Source organism: Sorangium sp. So ce1504, assembly GCF_051521635.1.
GTDB classification, from domain to species: Bacteria; Myxococcota_A; Polyangia; order Polyangiales; family Polyangiaceae; genus Sorangium; species Sorangium cellulosum_B.
Genome location: NZ_CP150365.1, coordinates 3,215,387 through 3,236,440 on the forward strand (window position 1 = coordinate 3,215,387; position 21,054 = coordinate 3,236,440).

General features: G+C 73.2%; 17 protein-coding genes. 8 read left to right on the plus strand and 9 right to left on the minus strand.

All coding sequences use genetic code 11. From position 1 onward, the window contains the following. Positions 1 to 353: 353 nt before the first annotated feature. From WMF39_RS12460 to WMF39_RS12480, 5 genes are all read left to right on the plus strand, one after another. On the plus strand, positions 354 to 521 hold the full coding sequence (locus WMF39_RS12460; RefSeq protein ID WP_437745750.1) for a hypothetical protein: 168 nt from the start codon (positions 354 to 356) through the stop codon (positions 519 to 521). Then, entirely contained in the window at positions 518 to 922 is a 405-nt protein-coding gene (locus WMF39_RS12465) for a sigma factor (RefSeq protein WP_437745751.1), read from the plus strand. Before WMF39_RS12460 ends, WMF39_RS12465 begins: the two co-directional genes overlap by 4 nt. A 143-nt stretch (positions 923 to 1,065) precedes the next feature. Next, positions 1,066 to 2,091 (plus strand): hypothetical protein, encoded by a 1,026-nt coding sequence (locus WMF39_RS12470; protein WP_437745752.1) that lies wholly within the window; start codon positions 1,066 to 1,068, stop codon positions 2,089 to 2,091. A gap of 399 nt (positions 2,092 to 2,490) precedes the next feature. Beyond that, positions 2,491 to 2,847, plus strand: a complete 357-nt coding sequence (locus WMF39_RS12475; protein ID WP_437745753.1) for a hypothetical protein — start codon at positions 2,491 to 2,493, stop codon at positions 2,845 to 2,847. 93 nt (positions 2,848 to 2,940) lie between these two features. Next, a complete protein-coding gene (locus WMF39_RS12480; RefSeq protein WP_437745754.1) occupies positions 2,941 to 3,360 on the plus strand; it encodes a type VI immunity family protein in 420 nt (139 codons plus the stop codon). Between the two features lie 8 nt (positions 3,361 to 3,368). Here the strand turns inward: WMF39_RS12480 and WMF39_RS12485 are convergent, their stop codons facing one another. Beyond that, entirely contained in the window at positions 3,369 to 3,806 is a 438-nt protein-coding gene (locus WMF39_RS12485) for a nucleotide triphosphate diphosphatase NUDT15 (RefSeq protein WP_437745755.1), read from the minus strand. 213 nt (positions 3,807 to 4,019) lie between these two features. Between WMF39_RS12485 and WMF39_RS12490 the strand changes: the two genes are divergently transcribed. Then, the gene (locus WMF39_RS12490) at positions 4,020 to 4,715 is read left to right on the plus strand and encodes a hypothetical protein (RefSeq protein WP_437745756.1); all 696 of its coding nucleotides are present in this window, start codon (positions 4,020 to 4,022) and stop codon (positions 4,713 to 4,715) included. A gap of 118 nt (positions 4,716 to 4,833) precedes the next feature. Here WMF39_RS12490 and WMF39_RS12495 read toward each other — a convergent pair whose 3' ends face one another. From WMF39_RS12495 to WMF39_RS12510, 4 genes are all read right to left on the minus strand, one after another. Then, on the minus strand, positions 4,834 to 5,715 hold the full coding sequence (locus WMF39_RS12495; RefSeq protein WP_437745757.1) for a tRNA1(Val) (adenine(37)-N6)-methyltransferase: 882 nt from the start codon (positions 5,713 to 5,715) through the stop codon (positions 4,834 to 4,836). Between the two features lie 72 nt (positions 5,716 to 5,787). Further along, the gene (locus WMF39_RS12500; protein WP_437745758.1) at positions 5,788 to 6,474 is read right to left on the minus strand and encodes a hypothetical protein; all 687 of its coding nucleotides are present in this window, start codon (positions 6,472 to 6,474) and stop codon (positions 5,788 to 5,790) included. A 149-nt stretch (positions 6,475 to 6,623) separates the two neighbouring features. Beyond that, the gene (locus WMF39_RS12505) at positions 6,624 to 7,496 is read right to left on the minus strand and encodes an SIMPL domain-containing protein (protein WP_437745759.1); all 873 of its coding nucleotides are present in this window, start codon (positions 7,494 to 7,496) and stop codon (positions 6,624 to 6,626) included. A 75-nt stretch (positions 7,497 to 7,571) separates the two neighbouring features. Beyond that, the gene (locus WMF39_RS12510; RefSeq protein ID WP_437745760.1) at positions 7,572 to 7,730 is read right to left on the minus strand and encodes a hypothetical protein; all 159 of its coding nucleotides are present in this window, start codon (positions 7,728 to 7,730) and stop codon (positions 7,572 to 7,574) included. On the opposite strand from WMF39_RS12510, the gene WMF39_RS12515 reads away from it, so the two are divergent. Then, positions 7,731 to 9,899 (plus strand): serine/threonine protein kinase, encoded by a 2,169-nt coding sequence (locus WMF39_RS12515; protein WP_437745761.1) that lies wholly within the window; start codon positions 7,731 to 7,733, stop codon positions 9,897 to 9,899. It begins immediately after the preceding gene. A 19-nt stretch (positions 9,900 to 9,918) separates the two neighbouring features. Here WMF39_RS12515 and WMF39_RS12520 read toward each other — a convergent pair whose 3' ends face one another. The 3 genes from WMF39_RS12520 to WMF39_RS12530 are packed head-to-tail and all read right to left on the minus strand — an operon-like array spanning position 9,919 to position 13,278. Continuing rightward, positions 9,919 to 12,378: a SpoIIE family protein phosphatase gene (locus WMF39_RS12520; protein ID WP_437745762.1), complete on the minus strand. Its 2,460-nt coding sequence runs from the start codon at positions 12,376 to 12,378 to the stop codon at positions 9,919 to 9,921. A 17-nt stretch (positions 12,379 to 12,395) separates the two neighbouring features. After that, complete coding sequence (locus WMF39_RS12525) at positions 12,396 to 12,773, minus strand: hypothetical protein (protein WP_012234954.1); 378 nt, start codon at positions 12,771 to 12,773, stop codon at positions 12,396 to 12,398. Further along, a complete protein-coding gene (locus WMF39_RS12530) occupies positions 12,754 to 13,278 on the minus strand; it encodes a hypothetical protein (RefSeq protein ID WP_437745763.1) in 525 nt (174 codons plus the stop codon). The genes WMF39_RS12525 and WMF39_RS12530 overlap by 20 nt, the downstream gene beginning before the upstream one ends. 474 nt (positions 13,279 to 13,752) lie before the next feature. Between WMF39_RS12530 and WMF39_RS12535 the strand changes: the two genes are divergently transcribed. Then, on the plus strand, positions 13,753 to 16,797 hold the full coding sequence (locus tag WMF39_RS12535) for a PQQ-dependent sugar dehydrogenase (protein WP_437745764.1): 3,045 nt from the start codon (positions 13,753 to 13,755) through the stop codon (positions 16,795 to 16,797). A gap of 21 nt (positions 16,798 to 16,818) precedes the next feature. Here the strand turns inward: WMF39_RS12535 and WMF39_RS12540 are convergent, their stop codons facing one another. Further along, the gene (locus tag WMF39_RS12540; protein WP_437745765.1) at positions 16,819 to 20,865 is read right to left on the minus strand and encodes a serine/threonine-protein kinase; all 4,047 of its coding nucleotides are present in this window, start codon (positions 20,863 to 20,865) and stop codon (positions 16,819 to 16,821) included. Positions 20,866 to 21,054: the final 189 nt, after the last annotated feature.

The following is a 21,054-nucleotide window of genomic DNA, read 5'->3' on the forward strand; positions in this document are numbered from 1 at the left end:
CCGGGCTCAGCGCCCCGTGCCGGCAGGATCCTGTGAAGGCGTGACGGACCGTGATGCCATGCGCTGTCGACATGAGTGTGGATCTTGTGCCTCACGTCGCAGGCGTCATGAGTCTGCGTTCCAAAAAAGGAAATGCAGCCAACCAGGCAAGGCGGGTCCGGCCATGCTTGCCCGGACGGCGAGCCCACACCCCGCCCATACGCCCAGCTATCCGAGTCCGGCGTCGCGATCGGCTATGGGGTGGTGCTGTCATTTGAACATGAAGGCGGGAAGTCGGGAAGAAAACCTGAATGATCTTCCCGCCTTCCCGCCTTCATGTGGAACCTCTCTGGGCAAATGACAGCACCACCCTCATGTCGGCGCACCCCTATCCGGTCGCGCTGCTCCGGGCCCTTCAGCAGCGGCCCCCGCCCGACGAGAGCCACGAGCTCGCGCGGGGCGGCGCGCCTGCCGCGGCGGATGGCGCCGAGCGCGGCGATCCTCGGGGCAAGGGGCGGCGCCGCGCCGCGAGCAAGCGATGAGCCGGAGCGGCACGGCGCCTCCTGGGGGACCGCTGACCCCGGAGCAGCAGGCGCTGGTGGCGGAGGCGATCGGCCTGGTCCGGGCCAGGGTGGCGGTGTATGCGCCGCACGTGCGGCCCGAGCAGCAGGAGGAGCTCCTCGCGTACGCGTACACCGGGGCGGTGATGGCGGCGTCTCGATTCGACCCGGCGCACGGGGTCCGCTTCACCACGTATGCGTATGCATTCATCGACGGCGAGATCCGCGACGGTCTCCACCGGGAGCGGCAGCACCGCCGGCTGCACCGCGCGGCGAGCTGGGCGGCGCGCTCGTTCGTCGCGGAGACCTCCGATCGGTTCGACGTGGCCTGGGACGACGAGGCGACGAACGGCGGCCGGCTCGCGAGGTACGCGAGGCGGTAGTGGTCAAATTTGAACATGAAGGCGGGAAGGCGGGAAGAAAACCTGAATGATCTTCCCGCCTTCCCGCCTTCATGTGGACTCTCTCTGGGCAAAGTTGACCACTACCCCCGTGCGAGGCGGATCCGCGGGAAGACCCGAGCGTGGTGAGCGAGGCGTGCGGTGTGTTCGCGCAGGCGGGGGCCGCGGGAGCGGGAGAGGGAGAGGGCACGAAGCAGAGCCCCTACGGATCGCTGCAGGAGGCGATCGAGAAGGCGGCGGCGGAAGGCAAGCGTGTGTACGCATGCGCGGACGAGGGGGAGGCGTTCGAGGAGAGCGTGAAGGTCGAAGCGGGGCTCGAGGTGATCGGGAGCTTCGCGTGCGCGGGGTGGACGCTGGATGAGGGGAGGAAGAGCGGGATCGCGGGGCCGGCGGACGCGGTGGCGCTGACGATCGGCGAGGGCGCGGACGGGGCGCTGGTGGAAGGGTTCGCGATCCGTGCGGCGAACGCGACGCAGGCGGGCGGGTCGTCGATCGGCGTGGTGGTGGCGGACGTCGAGGCGGAGCTCGCAGAGGTGGAGGTGACCGCGGGCGATGCGATGGATGGGGCCAAGGGGGCGACGCCGAGCGAGGCGCCGGTGGCCGGGGCGAGCGCGGAGGCGGGGAGCGCGTCGAACGCGTGCGTTGCGGACAACGCGGTGCTGGGCGGTGCCGGAGCGGTGACGAGCTGCGAGGACGGCGAGACGGCCGGGGGGAGCGGCGGGCCGGGAGGCATCACGGCGACGGACAAGGGCAACGGGCAGGTTGGGACGGATGGCGGGCCGGTGCCGGAGGAGAATCCATTCGGCGATGGCCTGGGCGGCGTAGGACAGAGCGACCTGTCGGATCCCAACGGGCGATGCAGACCAGGAAATGATGGACGGGACGGCACCGGCGGTCCTGCCGGCGCCGGAGGGACTGGCGCGACGCTTGCGCTGAAGGGCCTGAGCGGCGGCGACGGCGCTCCCGGTTCAACCGGCGGCCGTGGTCAAGGCGGAGGTGGAGGCGGCGGAGCGAAGGCGGGGCTGTTCTGCCAGGTCGGACCAGACACCGTCGACGGCGTCGGGGCCAGCGGCGGAGGCGGCGGGGCCGGGGGCTGCGGAGGCAAGGGAGGCGGAGGCGGGCAGGCGGGCGGATCGAGCGTGGGATCGTGAGCCTGGGCAACCGCCTGACGCTGACCGGGGTGACGATCGCGGTGGGTAAGGCCGGCAACGGAGGTGCCGGGGTAGCGGGGCAAAATGGCGCCGCTGGAGGCAATGGCGCCGCTGGCGGGACGGCATCGACGACGCCGCCCAGCAAAGCCGGCTGCGACGGCGGAAAGGGTGGTGCAGGCGGTCCAGGTGGTGCTGGAGGTGGCGGCCGGGGCGGCTATGCCGTAGGCGTTGCGTATGCGGTGACGCCAAGCGAAGCGCCGGCGGTGGACTTCACCGCCGGCACACCTGGCGCCGGCGGCAACGCCGGTCCTGGCGGAGCCTCGGAAAACGCCGGAGCGCCAGGGAGTGAAGGGAGCTGCTGGGACTTCGCAGGTCAGTCGTCGTGCGGAGGATGACGCGATGGCATCGCCGAAGAAGCCGCCGGAGGGGCTGCCTCCGGGGCTCGATCCGGTTTGGTACTCGGACACGCCGGAGGCGAGAGAGGAGCAGCTCCGGATCCTGAAGAGAGCACGGGCGCGAGGCTCGCTGCTGTTTCGGATCGCGCGGGGCGAGGACGTGCGGAAGGAGCTCGCTCAGATCGAGGCCCAGGCGGGGGCGATGGATGCCCTTGAGCAAGAGGTTGCCGGGGTATGGATGAGCGCGGCGATGGTGGAGGGCGGAGCCGAGAAGCGCTGGTCGGGCGCGCGGATCGGCGCGGTGGTCTTGGCGCTGGCGGTCCTGTGCGGCGCGGTGATCGCGCTCGCGTGGCTGCGCTGACGCAGCGAAGCAGCGGCGCCGCGACGCAGCGGTGCGCTGCTTCGTGGCGCCGCGCCGCGACGAAGTAGCAACGTAGCGAACAGGCCGCAGGCGGTGTCGCCGGAGCCGTGCGCGAGCGCCTTCTACGCGGAAGCGCTGGGCAACGAGAAGCGGCCATTTGTCGAGCTCGGATTCTTCCGGATCGCATTCCCGTTGCTCTGGTTTGCGGGCTCGTCGGAGTCGTTCCCGGAGGTGATGCTCGAGGTGTGCCGGAAGCTGAAGCCGGTGAGCGGTTATGGAGGTATCGGCGCGGTCGAGTCGCCTGATAGCTCAATCAGCAGCCGGTACGAGCCCGTCGTCTATGATTGGGCCCAGAAGTTTCCCGGGTCGGAAGCGGACTATCCGACCTCTCATTCTATCTGGCTGCGCAAAGGAAGAAGTGGCGGTGGGATCAAGGGTGTCAACTGGCTCACCCAGGACCCCAGGACGAGGCCACGCACCGGCGCGGGGCGGCGCCGTCCTGCGCGCGCATGAGGCCGGGATCAGGGATTGTAGCGGCGGCCGCTGCGGTAGCTCGCGATGGCCAGCTCCACCGGGCGGAACAGCGGGGTGGGCAGCGCGTCGAGCGGGTACCAGCCCCAGCCGGCGATCTTGTGGGGCTCGCGCTCCTCGGGCTCGCCGTCGAACTCCTCCGCGAGGAGCTGGATGTCCACATAGTGCTTGCCGTAGGCGAGGATGTTGCTGAGGCACAGGAAGGAGAGCTTCCTGACGACAAGGCCGCTCTCCTCGCGCACCTCGCGGACGGCGCAGTCCTCGAACGACTCGCCGAGCTCGAGGTGGCCGCCGCACCACGAGTAGCTGCCGTCGCCGTGGCTCCCGCGGCGCCGCGCGAGCAGCACGTGCCCGTCGCGCACCAGCATCACGCCCACGCCCACCAGCGGTCGCTCCGCGGCGTTCCCCCCGACGATCGCCTCTCCCAAGGACACCTCCCCGCACGCGACGCCGTCGTGCGTGGAGCGCGCTCTAGCACGGCGCGCAGCGGCGCCGCTCGGGAGGCGTCGGGTCGACCCGCCGCGCCCGCTGCGCCAGCCGCGCCGCGCACGGAGCCACCTCGCGCACGGAGCCACCTCGCGCACGTGCAAGCGCCGGTACCGATTGACTTTTCAGTGAACACGCGTACCGTGCCAGGCGCGATGGATGCGTCCTTGCCCTGGGAGCTGAACCCCGTCCTCCAGCAGAGCCGGCTCGTCCTCCTGGCGCAGACGGCCGTCGATGTCCGCAACAAGGCGTTCAACGAGGCGAACCGCGACGAGGGCGACACCAGCTGGGGCATCGGCTGCAAGGCGCACGAGCGGTTCGGTCATTCCCTCTGCAAGCTGGCAGAGAGCGGAAAACACCCCTGGCTGTCCGTCCATCGAGACGGGCTGTACTTCATGCCGCACATCGAGGGCGTCGCCGTGCGCGTGTACCGCGGTCCGGCCGACAAACCCTCGCAGCGGCACCTCGAGGCCGCGCGCAGCGAGCACGGTCGCCGCTCGGAGTCGCGACAGATGGCCTTCTCGTTCATGGGGCAGGAAACCGAGCCGGATGGCCCGTGGTTCTGGATGATGGCCGTGGAGACGGACGTCGAGGGGAGGGCGCTCCGTGCCGTGTTCTTCCAGGCCAACGAGGCCGGCGGGACCCGACACGCATGGGAGGCCCCGGTCGAGACGGTGTCCGCCGAGCCTGCGCCTGCGCCTGTACCCGAGCCCGGAGACAAGCCGGCGCGCCCGGCGCGACCGCGCACGGCACAGGGCCAGCAAGCGAAGGATGCGCTCCTGTCGCGCGACGGACGGCCGCTGCTCCGCGCGCAGACCATGACCCTTCCGCTCGTGTCACAGCCGAGCTGACGGCCGGCGAACGAGGCGGATCCGCCGGCAAGGAGGCTGTCCTATCGCGGAGTGCAGGTTCGTGCGCTCCGCGACAAGGCGGTGAGCCCCCGCCGACACACCCGCGCAGGAGCCCGGGTCATACCGGCATTCCCATCGTCCGGCGGAGCGCGTCGAACTCCTCGGTGAAGCGCCCGTTTCCGCCCCGCAACACGAGCGGCGGCTCGTCATGGCACGACGCCACGGCCTCGGCGTGGCGCAGGGCATAGACCGAGAACAAGGCCGCCTTGCCCTCCTTGGGCATGACGTCGCGCCACGCCTCGAGCGCGAGCCCGGCCGCCGCCGCCGCCGCCTCGACGCGAGGCCGCTGCCACGCCGCCGCGCAGGCCACGAACGGCGCGCCGGGAGCGAGCAGCCGCGCGGCCGCGAGGCAGTAGTCCTCCACGCCGCCGCGGTGCTCGAAGCGGCACGGCCCGCACTGGACCCGATAGGACTCGATGCCGGTGCCGACCGGCAGGTACGGCGGCGTCCCCGTCACGAGCTCCGCAGGCGCGAGCCCGTCGAGCACCGCCGGATCGCGCAGGTCCCCCCACCGGACCTCGCCGCGCGCGTCGACGCCGTTCCACGCGACCGAGCGCCCCGCCATCGAGGCGCTCACCTCCTGCGCCTCCACGCCCGCGCAGCGCGCGTCCGGGAAGCGCCACGCGGTGAACAGGAGCACCGTGCCGATGCCGCAGCCGAGGTCGACCGTGCGGCGCGGGGGCGTGCTCGCGACCCGCTCGGCCGCGAACCAGGCGGTCACGAGGTCGTCGGCCGACCAGCGGTGCCCGTCGAGCCGCTGCAGGATCCGGAAATCGCCCGAGAGATAGCAGAGGTCCTCGCCGGGGCCGGGCCAGACCTCCGGGCGATCCGGCGTCACCGGCGGCGGCCCAGGGGCGATCCACCCGGGCGGCCGGCGCGCAGGGCGCACGACCCCGCCGCGCGGCGCGAGAGAGGGCTGGACATCAGGGGGAGCGATCATCGACCCCCATGTACCACGCCCCCGCGGCGTCAGGGGCGCGCGCAATCCCCCCGAGCGCGCGGCCCCGCGGCGTCAGTGGTTCTTGCAGCCATCCTCGAGCGAGGGATCATCGCAGAAGAGGCACGGGGTGGTCTCGCAATCCAGCGGAGGGCATGACTTGGGGCAGGTCGGCTCGTTCGGATTGCAGTGGATGATCTGCCAGGTGAGCGAACTCATGTCGTCCGGGTCGGCCGCGCAACTGCACTTGTTGAAGGCGTGCGATGCAATCATGGTGATCGTGTGGCACTCCTTCTCCGGCGTCACCCCCTCTGCCGGGATTGGCGTCGTGAGATCCCAGGTGAGCTCGAAGGGGCGCTGTCCGCCAGCCATGGTCCCGGCCGGGAACACTCGTGGGAACGTGACCCTCCGGAACGGGAGCGGGAACGGGGTATCTTCACTGCTGCGCCGCCCATAATCGATGTACAGGACGCCCTGCAGAGGGATGCCGTTGTCCTCGGACAGCACCGTCGCGCCGAAATTCTTGAAGCTGTCCTGCTGCTCGACGATGTACACGGGTATGTGCTGGGGAGGGAAGACCGCCGTGAGCACCGGCGCGGTCTGCTCGGGATGCTCGTACGTCGGCGGCTCGATCACGAGGCAGCCCGTGGTCGAGGCGGCGAGCGCTGCCGCTGCGAACGAGCGAGCGAGCGCGGCGGAGCAGCGCGGGCGCGCCGCGAGGACAGGGGCACGGCGAAGGGAAGGGCGGGACGGAGCGATCATGGTGCGCTGTGCAGGGGCCGATGGGGGGTGGGGTCCGTGCTGGGTGCTGGGACTTTACCCACTGGGGCGACGCGCGGTGGATCTAGCTGGAATCCGACCGCCGCCGCGCGGGCAGGCGCGCCCGCGGCCCCGCCCTCCGCGCCGCGGCGTCACTTGCGCGGGCTCGCCGGCGCGCTCTCCAGCGCGTAGACGACCTTCACCTGCGTGCCGAACGGGACCTCGCCGGACGACACGGGCGTGCCCATGTCCGCGGAGTACCCGCCGGAGGCGAGCGCGGGGCGGGGGGCGTAGATGGGGCCGTGCTCGACGACCTCGCTGATCGAGACGACGCGGCCGAGCGAGACGCCCTGGAGCCTGGCGAGCGCCCCGGCGCGAGCCCGCGCGTCCGCGATCGCCTTCTCCCGCGCGCGCGCCTCGAGCGGGTCGGTCTCGTCGAGGCCGAACGAGACGCCCCAGACGTTGTTCGCGCCGGCGGCCACGGCGGCGTCGAGCACCGCCCCGACCTGATCGAGGTTGCGGATGACGACCATCACCGTGTTGCTCACCTGATAAACGTGCGACGGCGGAGGCGGCGCTGCCGGCGCCAGGTCGGCGGGCGGCGGCTTCGGCGCCGGCGGCTGAGGCGCCTTCGGTCCGCGCCCCGCGGGAGCCGCGGGCGCCGCGGCCGGGGCCGCCGGCGCGACCGCCGGGGCGGGCTGCGCGTGGCCCATGGCCATCCAGGGCGGCACGTCGGGCTGCCGCACGAGCTGGATGGAGTAGTTGCTGGTCTGGATATCCTTCTCGGCCAGGCCGGCGTTCTTGAGCGCGGCGAGGATCTCGGTCATGCGCGCCGCGGCGAGCTTCGTCGCCTCGTGCACCGTCGGCGCCATCACCTCGATGCCCATCTGGGCCCGGGCGATGTCAGGCCTCGCGCTGACGTCGCCGCGGCCGACGACCGTGATGGTGTTGACCTCCGGAGCGGCGGCCACGGGCGGCGTCGCCTGCGCCGCGCACGCGGCGAGCAGCGGTGTGACGGAAAGCATGAGCCCGGCGAGGTACGCGCGGGACAGGGAGCGCTGGTTCTTCATGCCCGTGCAACGCGCGCCGCCCAGGCCGGCTTACAGGGGGGCGCGCCCCTCGGCGCTCGCCGCCGCGAGCAGACCGACGGGCCGCTTCCCGAGCCGCTCCGGCGGCGCGCCGGCGACGCCCGAGGCGGCGGCGTTGCTCCCCCTCGGCAAGTTGTTCCACGCCGCGCCGGGTGCGCTATGGTCGTTCACGTGCTCACAATACCCAGCGATGAAGAGGCCCTCGGAGGTCTGCAGGGTGCCACGATCGCCAGCGACCTCTCGCCAAGCATCGGCTACCGGATCGTGTCGCGCGCCGGCTCCGGGACGATGTTCGTCTCGTTCTACGCGGTCCGCACCGCGCCCGAAGGCGAGACGCCCGTGGTCGTCAAGATCCTCCGGCCGTCGCTCTTCAGGCAGATGGGTCCGTCAGCGGCCGTCATCGTGAAGAAAGAGGCGGTGTCCCTCGGCCGCCTCAACGAGCAGGTCCCTCCGACCCCCTTCGTGGTCCGGCTCATCGACACCGGCACGTTCGAGGTCCGCCGCGGCACGAAGGCGCTCAATCTCCCCTGGATCACCATCGAGTACGTGCACGGCGGCGTCCAGGGCGTGACGCTCCGGCAGCGGGTCCAGGGGACCATCCAGGCCACGGGCCACGCGTTCGATCCGGCGCGCGCGACGCGCGCCATCGAGTGCATCGCGAGCGGGCTGTCGGCCGTGCACGACGTCGGCGTCGTCCACCGGCAGCTCACGCCGGAGAGCATCCTCTGCTGCGGCTCCGGCGACGACGAGCTGTTCAAGATCAGCGACTTCGGCATGGCGCGGCCGCGCGGCATCCGCGAGACGATCATGGCCGGCGTCGTGGGCAACGCCGGGGTCGCGCCGCCGGAGATGCTGTCCGCCGATCCGAGCACGATCGGCCCGTGGACCGACATCTTCAACCTCGCGTCCGTCATCTTCTTCCTGCTGACGGGCGAGGAGTACATCATCGCGGAGTCGCAGGCGCAGGCGCTCATGGCCGCCATGGCGCGCACGCGCCGGAGCATCGTCGAGACGCGGTGGCTCCACCCGGCGCTGCGCGGCAACGACCAGGCGTGCAAGTCGATCGACTTCGCGCTCCGCTGGGCGTCCACCGGCGAGGCGCAGGAGCGCCTCCAGGAGGCGGTGGCCGTGGCCGCGATGCTCTCGCCGTACCTCCGCCCCGCGTCGCCGATCTCCGCGCTGGAGCAGCGGATCGTGGCGAGCGCGGGGGAGCAGCGCGTGCGCGCCGCGGAGGAGGTCGGTCCGATGACCGTCCCGTCCACGCACCTGAAGGCGCCGGTCCTGCTCAAGGGGGAGCTCGGCCAGACGCTGCTGTCGCCGCGAAACGCCAAGGCCGCCGAGCGCCCGAGCCAGGACCGCCCGATCGAGGCCGAGATCATCAGCGCGCCCCCGCGCGCCTCGCGGGAGCCCGCGCCGCGCCTGTCGGCGGTCGTCGAGCGCTGGACGTGGAGCGTGCTCCACCACCCGAGCCTCGATTCGGTCATCCGGAGCGTGGCCTGGGACGGCTATGGCCGGTGCCTCGCGGCGGCCACGGGGGGGCTGCTCTTCTGGAACGGGACGAGCTGGAGCGAGGCGTCGTCCGGCGGCCTCCCGAGCCCGCAGGGCGTGCGCTTCGTGCACCGGATCGGCCCCGGCCGGTGGCTCATCGGCGGCGACGCCTCGACGCTCGCGGTGTACACGACGGGCGGCGTGACGGGCGTCTTCCAGCTGCCGGGAGAGCCGCAGAGCCACGTCGCGCTGAGCGGCGACCTCGAGGACATGGGCATCCTCGTCTCGACGACGCCGAACGATCCGCGGCCGCTCCTCCACGCGTTCATCGCCAAGCGCTGGCTGCGGCCGATGCCGGCCGACGGCGTCGCGCTGCTCGCCGCGGTCGCGCGCGTCGAGGACGAGCGGTGGCTGGTCGTCGGCCGGTCGACCAAGGGCGAGGGGCTGGTCGCGCTCTACGCGCCGCTCGACTGGCACCTGGAGCGCATCCCGGCGCCGCCGGCGCGGGCGTTCGTCGCGTGCGCCGGGCGGCCCGATCTCGGCGTGGGCATCGCCGTCGGCGCGGAGGGCAGCGTCGTCTGGCGGTACGGGCAGAGCGTCTTCACGGAGATCATCGAGCCGCGGCGCGCCCTGTCGGCCGCGACGATCGACGCGGAGGGGCGCGCCTGGGCGGGCAGCGCGGGGCGCATCTGGGTGCGGCGCGGCGGCATCCCGCCCATGGCCGGGGTGTGGGAGTGCGTCTGGGAGAACGACGCGTGGGTCGGCCCGGTGGTGTCGCTGTTCGTCGACGGCGAGGTGGTCGTCGCCATCACCGCGGACGGGGGCATCGTCGAGGGCCGCGTCACCGGCTGACGAGCCCGGTGAGCCGCCATCACCGCGGCGCGCGGTACCTGCCCACGACGATCGTGATGTCGTCGTCCGGGCTCGGGCACCAGCTGTCGACCTCCCGCAGGATCCGGTCGCGGATGTCGTCGACCGGCGCGTCCTGGGCGGCTTCGACGGTGGCGCAGAGCCGCGAGAGCCCGAACTGCTCCCGGTGCGCGTTGCGGGCCTCCGTCACCCCGTCGCTGTAGAGCACGAGCAGGTCGCCGTCCTCGAGGAGGAGCTCGGCGTCCGTGGTCAACGCGTCGATGGACGGCAGGACGCCGACCCACACGCCGGAGCTCGGGATGCACTCGCTCCTCCCCGTCCTCGCGCGGCACACGATGATGTCGTCGTGCGCGCCCGCGAACGTCACCCGCCCGCCGCGCTCGTAGCGCAGCAGCAGCAGGGTCGCGTGCTCGTCGCGCTTCAACCGGTCGCGGATGTTGTCGTAGATCGCGCGGTTGAGCGCCGAGACGACCTCGCCCGGGCGGGCGCCCGGATCCCTGCGCGTCATGGCGGCGACCATGCTCTGGATCATCAACATGACGAGGCCCGCCACGAGCCCGTGCCCCGCCACGTCGCCGATCCCGAGCCACCCGCCGTCCCGCGTGGGGAGCACGTCGTAGTAGTCGCCGCCGACCTCCGCGGCCGGCCGCATCATCGCGGAGAGCTCGAGCCCCTCCACATGCAGGTGCGCCGGGACGAGCGTGGTCTGGATGTGCTTCGCGACGAGGGTCTCCTGGTGGACCCTCTCCTGCTCCAGCCGCTCGCGTACCTCCACGTGCCGGACGATCTCCCGGTGCATCGACACCGCCTTCATCGCAGAGCCGATCTGGAGGCGCGCCGCGTCGTAGACCATCTCGTTCGCGCCGCTGTTGACGAGCGCGATGCCGTAGTGCTCCGTCTCGCCGAACGTGAGCGGCATCGCGACGACGCTCCAGCGCTCCGACGAGCTCAGGAATCCGGGCGGCGCGAGGCACGAGGACGCGAAGCTCGCGGGCGGCGGCTCCACCTCGCGGCTGTTCTCCATCAGAAACAGCGACTGCAGGGTGGCGCGCTCGGGATCGTCGAAGAGCGATATGGCGACGTGCGTGAGATCCAGCTTCGGCAGCTCCGCCGCGAGCGTGCGCCGGAGGGTGGGCATGCCGAGGCAGGTCGAGAAGAACATGCCGGTCCAGCTGAGGTTGACCGACGCGCGCTCCAGGTACAGCCGCTTCTCGCCCTCGGCGCGGACGGAGGCGTGGCTGATCAGGATGCGGCACGTGTGCCAGAGCCGCTCGAGGCGGTCCTCGGAGGCGCCGCCGGGCGCCCGGCCGATCTTCGCGCGGAGCAGCGTGATCGCGCCCTGGAACTGGTCGAGGGCGACGCCCTCGCGCCCCGCCGCGTCGAGGAGGTCCTGGAGCGCCGTCAGGAAGCGGCCCTCCCGCCCGCTCAGCTCCTCCTCGAGCGCGGAGAGCAGCTCTCGGGGCCAGGCCTCACGCGACGCCGCCGGGACGGTCACGCACCGCGCGAGCGCGCGCTCCAGCGGCTCCTGCTGCGCGGCGATGGAGAGCGGCTCGCGGCGCGGCGGCGCCCCGGTCGCGCGCGGGAGGGCAGCGTAGTAGCCGCAGCCGCACGACTCGCGCCGCGTGAGCTCGACGGGAAGGAGGCTGCACTCCGGCACACGCTCGCCGCGGAGCTGGCGCACGACCGTCTCGACGGCGAGCGCCCCGAGGTCCTTGATCGGATGGCGGACGGTCGTCAACGACGGCCTGGTGACGCGCGAGACGGCGACGTCATCGAACCCGCACACGAGGACGTCGCCAGGGACGTCGATGCCGTGCGCCTTCAGCGTGTCCATCGCGCCGAGGGCCATGTTGTCGTTGCCGGCGACGACGGCATCGAACTCGACCCTGCGCCCGAGGAGCTCGCGCATCGCGCGGCGGCCGCCGTCGATCAGAAAATCGCCGTACACGAAGAGGCGCTCGTCATAGGGGAGCGCGCGCGCCGCGAGGGCCCTCCGGTACGCCACGGCGCGCAGCTTCGCCTCCTCGTTGTTGGCCGGCCCGCTGATGTAGGCGACGCGCTTGCACGCGTGGTCGTCGAGCACGTGCGCGACCGCCGCCTCCCCCCCGACCGCGTTGTCGACGATGACGCTCGGGACGCCGTCCAGCGCGAGCCCCACGCTGCACACGGGCAAGGGCGCGAGCGATCGGCAGAACTCGTGCGCTCCCTCGGGGCCGACGTGGTTCGTGAGCGCCGACGACATGATCACCGCCCCATCGACCGTCGTCGCGCCGATGAGCGAATAGATCCCGCCCCGGGCGTCCAGCGTGTAGCCCTGGCGGGCGCGCGTCTCGCCGAAGGCCACGATGAGGTTGACGTCGTGCGCCTCGGCCGCGCGCTCGACCCCGAAGCGCGCCTCGGACTGGTACTCGCCGCAAAGGTAGTCGGTAAGGAGGGCGATCGTGTGGCGCTTCGCCGCCATGATCTATCGCTCCCCGTTCACTTGTCGTGGATGGAGACGAGGCCGGGGGACATGCGCTCCAGGGCCGCCAGGCTCCGCCGCTGCCACCCGAGCCTCGCGTCCGTGACGAACCGGATCTTGCAGCTGGGGCCCTGGCCGGTGACGCCCGAGATGAAGGCGATGAACGCCTTCAGGCAGCTGGAGTTCAGGAAGTACAGCGCGCGTATGTCGAACTCGACGGCTGCGAGCGAGAGGCGCCGGACCTCGTGCTGGACCTCCTTGCAATAGGCGCCGAGCGGCGCGGCCGCCGCCATGTCGCCCGTCCCGGTGAGCTTGATACTCAGGCGATCGCCGAGCAGCGCCGGCTCGATGCCGAAGCTGTCCGTGGTGATGCGATCAACCCTTAGGCTGTCCATTCATCCTCCACCGCTCGAGCGGCGCGTGCGCGATGATCGTGAGCTCGTTGCCCTCGATCTTGTAGTCGACGTCGAGCCCTCCCTCGGCGCGGACGCGCGCGAGGCCGAGGCCGGAGACGCCCTCGACCATCGCTGTCTCCGTGATGAGGTCGTCGTAGTGCTTCAGCGGGTCGCTCGCGGTCTTCAGGTCGAGCAGCCGCTTCTCGACCTCTCGCAGCCGCTCCGGCGACGCCTCGTTGCGCGCGCGGATCTTCATGATGTGCGACGTCTCGTCCTCCTCCAGCGCGAGCTCGAGGCTGACGCGAGGGCCGGTGGAGTATTTGGTGATGTTCTCGGCGAGCTCGTGCGCGGCCATGTAGAACCGCGAGCTCACATTCGCGTCGTCCAGCACGGCGCCGCAGAAGCTGGACACCAGCCGCAGCACCGCCGTCGCCAGACGCTCGCTCGGAAAGAAGGTGATGCAGAGGAATAGCGAGGCGCTCTGCGTCGGTTCGGGGGATGACACAATCTGTTATGTTACGCCGCCCTCGCGCAGGATCCAACCACTAGTTCCGCGGGCCGCGCGGCTTCTCGTTTCGCTCTCGTGAGAGCGCGGGCGAGCGCTGAACGGAGAGGGCACCCGGAGCGAGCTCCGCCATCGCCATCGAGCTTCCGATGTGATGCGGTCCTCACCTCGGAATGTGATGCGCTTCGCAGTTCGCGCGATGGCGCGCTTTGCTCCAGGGCATAACGCGACGCGTCGCCCGCGGCGGAGTGGCATGCTCGTTGATGACGAACGTGGCGTCCATCGGTGCCCAGGTGTGTCCATGGATCCGGTGCGGCCACCGCGCGCCTCGCGCACATACGCCTTCACCTGAGGGAAACATCCGGCCGGGCGACCCAGCAAGGAGGGTATTGCTGTATGGAACAACGATGCTTCTCGCTCGGGCCGCCCTGGCCACTCGGGCCGTCGCGCCGCCGCCCACGTCGCTTGGCGGCGATGACGGGCGTCCCTTTTCTCGTGATGCGCGGCGTCCTGGCCGGCGCCGCCGCGGCGGCGGCGATCGGCTGCAGCACCGCGCCCGGGACGGAGGGCGAGCTCGGGCGTCCCGCCGGCGAGAGTCACGGTGTCGGAGAGGGCGATTCGGCGGCGCTCGGAGCGGCCTCGGCGGCGCTGTCGAGCGATGGTGCGGTGTGCGTCACCATCCAGCGTGGAACTCTCGGCACGGTGAGAGATGCGACACTGTGGCAAAACGCTCCGGGGTGGAACGACTCCGCATCTCCGAGCCTCTCGACGGGGTGGGCCGCGGGCGCCGGCCGCCGCCGGTCTGTCGTGCACTTCGGGCTCTCTCCCGTGCCCGTCGGCGCGACGGTCCTCTCTGCCTCGCTGGTCTTCCATCAGACGTACGCGGTGGAGAGCAGCGCTGTGAGCGTGCACCGCGTCAGGGTCCCGTGGGACGAGCGCACCGTCACCTGGTGGAGCATCGGGGACAGCGGCTTTGAAGGCGAGAGCGCGGCGACCCTCGCGGCCGAGGCCGGCGTCGGCGCCCGCGCGACGGACGTGTCGGCGCTCGTGCAGTCGTGGGCGCTCGGGACGGCGCGGAACGACGGCGTGCTGCTCGACGAGGAGCGCGCGCACACGACCTACCTGAGGAGCAGCGAGATCGGCAGCACGCAGGAGCGCCCGAGGCTCGACGTCTGTTACGTGACCTGCTCGGACGGGGTGATGAACGGCCTCGAGGTGGGCCTCGACTGCGGAGGGCCGCGCTGCGCTCCCTGCGCGAGCCCGGCGGCGGCCACGTCGAGCGCCGCCGCGTCGAGCTCGACCGGCGCGTCGGGTGATCCCTGCGCCGACGCGGCCGCGCTGCCGCCCGATCCGCTGCCGCCCGCGCGGCTCTCCGAGACCGGGCTCTACGCCGACATCACGACGCGATCGCGGGCAGCGGGCACGCGCGAGTTTCGTCCTGCTTACGAGCTCTGGTCGGACGGGGCGGCGAAGCGGCGCTTCGTGTACCTGCCGCCCTGCTCCACGGTCGACACGAGCGACATGGATCACTGGTCGCTGCCGGTGGGCGCGCGCTTCTGGAAGGAGCTCCGCGCGGAGGGCGTGGCCGTGGAGACGCGGTTCATCCACCGTTTCGGGCCGGGCATCGACGACTGGCTGTTCGCCGCGTACGCGTGGGATCCGGCGAGGAACGACGCGTTCCTCGTCGAGGCGGGCGTCGAGGACGCGCGCGGGACCGCGCACGACATCCCGCGGACTGCGGAATGCTGGGAGTGCCACGGAAAGCTCCCGGAGCGCGTCCTCGGCTTCAGCGCGCTGCAGCTGAGCCACGATGGACCGGGCGAGACGATGGCGTCCCTGAGCGACGCCGGGTGGCTCACCGTCCCGATGCGGGGAGGGGTGCGCCCGCCGGGCGACGCCCGGGCGGCCGCGGCGCTCGGCTATCTCCATGCGAACTGCGGCAATTGCCACAACAGCACCGGCGTCGCGACCCTGCGGACACGCCTCCTCGCGGCGAACACCACGGTGGAGAGCACCGATACCTACACGACCGGCGTGGGCGTGACACCCAGCTTCTGGGAGCCCGGCGCGCTCTACCGGATCACGCCGGGAGATCCCGAGTCGAGCGCCGTCGTGCGGCGGATGGATCACCGCGGCTCCAGGGCGCAGATGCCCCCGATCGCGTCGGACGCCGCCGACGCGGCGGGCCTCGCGGCTGTCCGCTCCTGGATCGAGGGCCTCGGGCCGCCGCCCGAGGCAGGGAGCGGCGGCGGCAGCGGGGGCGGCGCCGCAGGCGCGAGCGTTGGCGCCAGCAGCACGAGCGCGAGCTCCGGCAGCGGTACCAGCGGCAGCGACGGCGCCGGCAGCGTCGGCTCTAGCGCCGGCAGCGGCAGCGTCGGCTCCGGGGCCGCGTGCGCCGGGGTGCCGCGCCTGAAGCTCACGCAGGTCGCGGCCGGCCTGGCGACGCCCGTCTTCCTCGCGAGCCCGCCGGGCGACCGATCGAGGATGTTCGTCCTCGAAAAGGACGGCGTCGTCCGCCTGATCAAGGACGGTGTCCTCCGGTCCACCCCGTTCCTCGAGCTCCGCGGCGGGACATCGTGCCCGCCCTCGCCGCCGGCGAGCGCGAACCCGCTCGTGTGCGCGCCCAGCCCGACCGCGGAGGGCGGGCTGCTCGGGATGGCGTTTCACCCGGGCTACGCGGACAACGGCAGGTTCTGGCTCTTCTACACCGCCGCGCCCAGGGGCAACGTCACGATCGCCGAGTTCCGCCGCTCGGCCTCGAACCCCGATGTCGCCGACACGTCGGCGGGGAGCGTGCCTGTCCGGACGCTCCTCGACGCGAGGCACGGCGGCTGGAACCACGCGGGCGGCACGCTCGCGTTCGGCCCCGACGGCTACCTCTACGCGTCGGTCGGCGACGCGGCCGTCACGCCGTATTCGGCCTCTCCAGCGAAGGATCTCTCGTCTCCGCTCGGCAAGATCCTGCGGATCGACGTGGACAGCGGGCTCGGCCCGCCAGGCAACCTCTCCGGCCCGGGCGTGAACCCGCTCGTCTGGGACTACGGCCTGCGCAATCCGTGGCGCATCAGCTTCGACCGGGGCACGGGGGATCTCTACATCGCCGACGTGGGACAGAACGCCTGGGAGGAGCTCGACATCGAGCCGGCGCGCGCCGGGCGGCGCGATTACGGGTGGCCGGCGATGGAGGGCGACCACTGCGTCGCCGCCGGGTGCTCCCGCGTCGGCGTCGCGCCCGCCGTGGAGCACAGCCACTCGAGCGGAGAGGGCGGCTCGATCACCGGCGGCTACGTCTATCGCGGCTCGGCGATTCCGTGCCTCCAGGGAAGGTACGTTTACGGCGACTACGGGACGCACCGCTTCTGGACGCTGCGGTGGGACGGCTCGAGGGTGCGGGATCACGTCGAGATCACGGCGGACCTCGAGTCGCGCCTGCCCGCGGCCTCGTTCGGCGAGGACGCCGCGGGCGAGCTCTATGTCGTCATGCTGACCGGCGAGGTGCTCCGCGTCGATCCGAGGTGAAGGCCCAGCGCCCCGGCGGCGCTATCCCGCGAGCTGCCCGTCGCCCGCCCGGAGCTTCGCGAAGCGCGGGCGCCAGGCCCGGCTCTGGGCGAGCAGCGGCGCGGTGCGCGCGAGGAGCAGCGCCAGGTCCTCGGGGCGGCCGGCGTCGAGCAGGGCGCGCGCTCGCCAGTAGAGGAGCTCGATCCGCTGATCGGCGCTGAGGCCGCCGCTCAGCTCGCCGGGCGGCTCCCCCTCCTCGCGCGCCGTCGCCCGCGTGCGCGTGCTCTCCATGCCGGACCTCGGGTCCTTCACGGCGAGCTGCATGACGCCGAGGAGGGCCTGGGCGTACGGCGGCAGATCCGCGACCGCCCCCTGCGCCCTGAGCCACCGGAGCTGCCGGCTCGCGTCCGCGTGCTCGTCGCGCATCGCGTGGATCCGCGCGAGCAGGAGCGCGCTCCTGTAGGCCGGCCTGTCCTTGAGCTGCTCGTCGAGCGAGCGCGCCTGCCGCACCAGGGGCAGCGCCTCGTCCTCGTGCCCCCAGAGGTAGAGCAGCTCCGCGAGCTTGATCGTCGCGTCGCGCTCCGCCAGGGCGCTCGCCTCCTCGCGGGCCAGCTGGACCGCGCGCCGGAGGTCCGCCATCGCGCGATCCGGGGCGTCGAGCGCCGGCCAGAGCTCCGCGCGGCGGACGAGCGCCGCGCAGAGGTGGCCCCGGTCGCCGCGCTCCTCGCAGCTGCGCACGGCGTCGTCGAAGCGCCGCTCCGCCTCCTCGAGCTGGCCGGACCGCGCGAGCACGCAGGCCAGCAGCGTGAGCCCGGTCACGTGCGTGTCGTGATCGGCCTCGCGGACGCGCTCCACGCCGTGCGTGAGCCGCTCGAGGGCGTCGTCCAGGTTGCCCTTGCGGAACGCCGAGCGGCCGGCCGCGACCTCGAAGCGCGCGGCGAGCGCGGCGTCGGCGCGGCCCTCGCGGGCGTCGAGCAGCGGGATCACCTCCTCGACGCGCGCCGCCGACTCCTCCCAGGCGCCCGCCCAGTCGAGCGCGGTCGCCTCCTCGAGCAGCGCCTCCGCGATCATCCGCGGGTCCTTCATCGTCCGGGCCAGCGCCCCCGCGGAGCGGAGATCGTCGAGCGCCTCGCCGGTGCGCAGGACGCGGTAGCGCACGCGCGCGCGGCCGAGGAGCGCGAGGTACCGCTGGCGCTGATCGTCGCCGTCGGCCCAGAGGAGCGCGGACGCGTAGTGGCCCTCCGCCACCGCGTTGTTGTGCCGGTCGCGCTGGAGATCGCCGAGGAGCAGGTACGCGTGCGCCGCGCGCGCGCGCGCCCCGGCGGCCGCGGCGTGGCGCGCGATCGGCTCGAGCAGATCCGGCGCCCTCGGCCGGGCCTCGGCCATGAGCTCCCAGACGGCGAGCGCGTGCCGGTGCATCGCCGCGCGCTGGTCCTCCGCGAGCAGCGCGTAGATGGCCTCCTGCAAGAGCGCGCTCCGGAAGGCGTAGCTGGCGCCGCCGCAGAGGGCGCCCTCGCCGTGCGCGGCGCCGTGCGCGCCGCGGGGGACGAGGAGCCCCCGCGCCACGAGCGCGCGAAGCGCGCTCGGGACGTCGACGCGCGCGCTCGGGACGTCGACGCGGTCGACGCTCGCCGCCGCCGCGTCCTCGTGTTCGAGCGCGCGTTGCACGCTCGCCGCCACGTCCTCCGAGAGCTCGAAGCCGAGCACCGCGCAGAGCCTCGCGCACGCGGCGAGCTCCGGCGGGAGCGCCTCCAGCTGCCTCGCGGCGAACCACTGCCACGCGGGCGACGGCGGGAGCCTCTCCAGCTCGGCGGTCGCGAGCTGGTGGCCGCTCGATCTCGCCCGCAGCCGCACGAGGCCCGCGCGCTTGATCGCCCGGGTGAGCTCCACGAGGGCGCGGGGGTTGTAGCCGGCCCACGCGCAGATGCGCCGGAGCGTCGCGCTCGGCGGAGGCTCCGCGGGCCGGAGGAGCTCCGCGCAGAGCAGGAGCCCCGCGGCGTCGTCGAGCGGCGGGAGCGCGACGTGATCGCGCGCGTGGCCGCGGGCGCTCAGCGCGTGGCGCCGCGGCGTCGGCGCGCAGCGCGCCGGGGCGCCGGCGAGCAGCACCCAGAGCGAGACCGACGCCTCGCGCCGCGTCGCGAGGTCGAGCGCGTCGAGCGTGGCGCTGTCGGCGAGGTGCGCGTCGTCGACGATCGCGACGACGGGCCGCTCCATCGCCCTCCGGCGGAGCCCCTCGGCGAGCGCCCGGATCACGCTCCCGCGGCGCGGCGGCGGCCGGCCTGCGGAGCCGCCCGGCCAGCCGAGGATCGCGGCCACGGCGGGCCACACCTCGCCGCCGAGCGGCTCTCCGAGACGCTCGACGCAGAACGCGCGCGGGTCGCCGGGCGCCGCGAGGGCGCCGTCCCTCGCGCCGAGCACCTCGGCGAGCAAGGCGGCCGCGGTCCGGCCGTGGCCGCCCCCGGGGCGCGCGGCGAGCTCCGGCTCGGCGCGCAGCGAGATCACGAGCGCGCCGGGGTGCGCGCGCCGGCTGCTCTCGGCGATCTCCTCGGCGAGGCGCGACTTGCCGGCGCCGCGCTCGCCGATCAGCGCGCAGAGGCCGGGCCCGAGGCCCGCGAGCGCACGCTCGCGGCTCTCCTCGGCGGCGCTCTGGGCCTCGCCGCGCCCGACGAGCGGCGGCGCGGCGCGCGCGGCGCCGCGATGGCCCGAGGGCGGGGGCGCGTCCGGGGCGAAGAAGTAGCGGCCGTCCTCGCTCGCCGCGGCGACGTCGAACCCGGCATGGGCGGTGACGAGCTCGGCGCTGAGCGCGATGCCGCGCCACGCATCCGAGGGGAGCCACGACTCGGGCCGCTCCACGGCGATGCCGGCGGCGTGGACGCCCTCGGCGTCGCGGCGGAGCTTCAACGGCGCGATGTGGATCGCGAGGGGCGCGCCGACCGAAGCGACGATCTCCCGCCCCGCGAGGAGCGCGCGCTCCGCGGCCGCCTCTTTCGGGCCGGGGAAGATCGCGACGAAGCGGTAGCCGCGCTGCCGCGCGAGGTGCCCGTCGTGGCGGGCCACGGCGGCGCGGACCTCGGCCTCGGCGCCGCGGGCCTCCAGGGCGAGCACCACCGTGTCGTGCCGGTCCGTGGAGCCGGTGGCGGCGTCGTCTCCCGTGGTCGCCGCGGCGCCGACGGCGCCGCCGATCAGGGCGAGCGCCTCGGCGCCCGCCGACGCGAGCGCGGCCCGGAGGCCCGCGGCGTCGGCCGGGCGGCGCGCGCGCTCCTTGGCGAGGCAGGCGAGGACGAGGGCCTCGATGGACCGCGGGACCGGGGCGATCTCGCTCGGCCTGGGGGGGAGCCGGCCGAGGTGCCCCTGCGCGACGTCCGCGGGATCGCCGGCGAACGGAGGGCGCAGCGTGAGCAGCTCGAAGAGGAGCGCGCCGAAGGCGTAGAGGTCCGCGCGCGCGTCGAGCGGCTCGCCCCGGAGCCGCTCGGGGGACGCGACCTCGGGCGTCCCGAGCATGGCGCCCAGCGTGGTGAGCGCGCTGTCCGCCGGGTGGCAGACGACGCCGCGCTCGCGCTGCGTGAGGCCGAAGTCGAGGAGCCGCACGCCGCCGTCGGGCTCGAGGAAGACGTTCTCGGGCGCGAGATCCAGGTGGACCAGGCCGCGCTCGTGCACCACCTGGAGGCAGCTCAGCACGCCGAGCGCGACGTCGAGGGCGGAGCGCAGGTCGGGCGCGGCGGGCATTCCCTCGAGGTGGGCCGCCAGCGTCTCGCCGCGGAGCCGCTCCATCGCGATGTACGCGCGGCCGTCCTCGAGCACGCCGTTCTGGAACAGGCGAGGCGAGGCCGGGGGACCGAGCTGCTCGAGCGCCCACGCCTCGCTGCGGAACCGCTCGCGCGCGAGCAGCGAGTGGGCCCTGCTGATCTTGAGCACGGCGGGAGCGCCGTCCTCCGCCCGCGTCGCGGCCCAGAGGACCGAGAAGGCGCCCGCCGCGAGCGGCGGGCCGACGAGGAAGCCCGCGACGGACGGCGGCGTCTCGGCGTCGAGATCGACAGGCGCTGGGCGGGACGGCGCCGTGGCTCCGTCCGTCGGGCAGGAGGTGAGCACTGCGAGTCGGCGATGGCAGGAAGGGCAACGCGGCAAGAAGACCTCGGATGACCTCGGGTGGGGCCCGGCGCGATCCGTGACCGATATTACCGGTTATGCGGGTTGTCACGAGCAGGAAAACCGCATTGCGCGACACTGCCTTATGCCCATGGCGAAAGTGCGTGCTCGGTCTGCTCGGCCTGCTCGGTC

Bases quoted from the DNA above. Each gene is read 5' to 3' on its own strand.
- WMF39_RS12475 (WP_437745753.1), top strand. From the start codon at position 2,491: ATGGCATCGCCGAAGAAGCCGCCGGAGGGGCTGCCTCCGGGGCTCGAT.
- WMF39_RS12520 (WP_437745762.1), bottom strand. From the start codon at position 12,378: ATGGCGGCGAAGCGCCACACGATCGCCCTCCTTACCGACTACCTTTGC.
- WMF39_RS12490 (WP_437745756.1), top strand. From the start codon at position 4,020: ATGGATGCGTCCTTGCCCTGGGAGCTGAACCCCGTCCTCCAGCAGAGC.
- WMF39_RS12525 (WP_012234954.1), bottom strand. From the start codon at position 12,773: ATGGACAGCCTAAGGGTTGATCGCATCACCACGGACAGCTTCGGCATC.
- WMF39_RS12500 (WP_437745758.1), bottom strand. From the start codon at position 6,474: ATGATCGCTCCGTCCCGCCCTTCCCTTCGCCGTGCCCCTGTCCTCGCG.
- WMF39_RS12505 (WP_437745759.1), bottom strand. From the start codon at position 7,496: ATGCTTTCCGTCACACCGCTGCTCGCCGCGTGCGCGGCGCAGGCGACG.
- WMF39_RS12495 (WP_437745757.1), bottom strand. From the start codon at position 5,715: ATGATCGCTCCCCCTGATGTCCAGCCCTCTCTCGCGCCGCGCGGCGGG.
- WMF39_RS12460 (WP_437745750.1), top strand. From the start codon at position 354: ATGTCGGCGCACCCCTATCCGGTCGCGCTGCTCCGGGCCCTTCAGCAG.
- WMF39_RS12465 (WP_437745751.1), top strand. From the start codon at position 518: ATGAGCCGGAGCGGCACGGCGCCTCCTGGGGGACCGCTGACCCCGGAG.
- WMF39_RS12535 (WP_437745764.1), top strand. From the start codon at position 13,753: ATGACGGGCGTCCCTTTTCTCGTGATGCGCGGCGTCCTGGCCGGCGCC.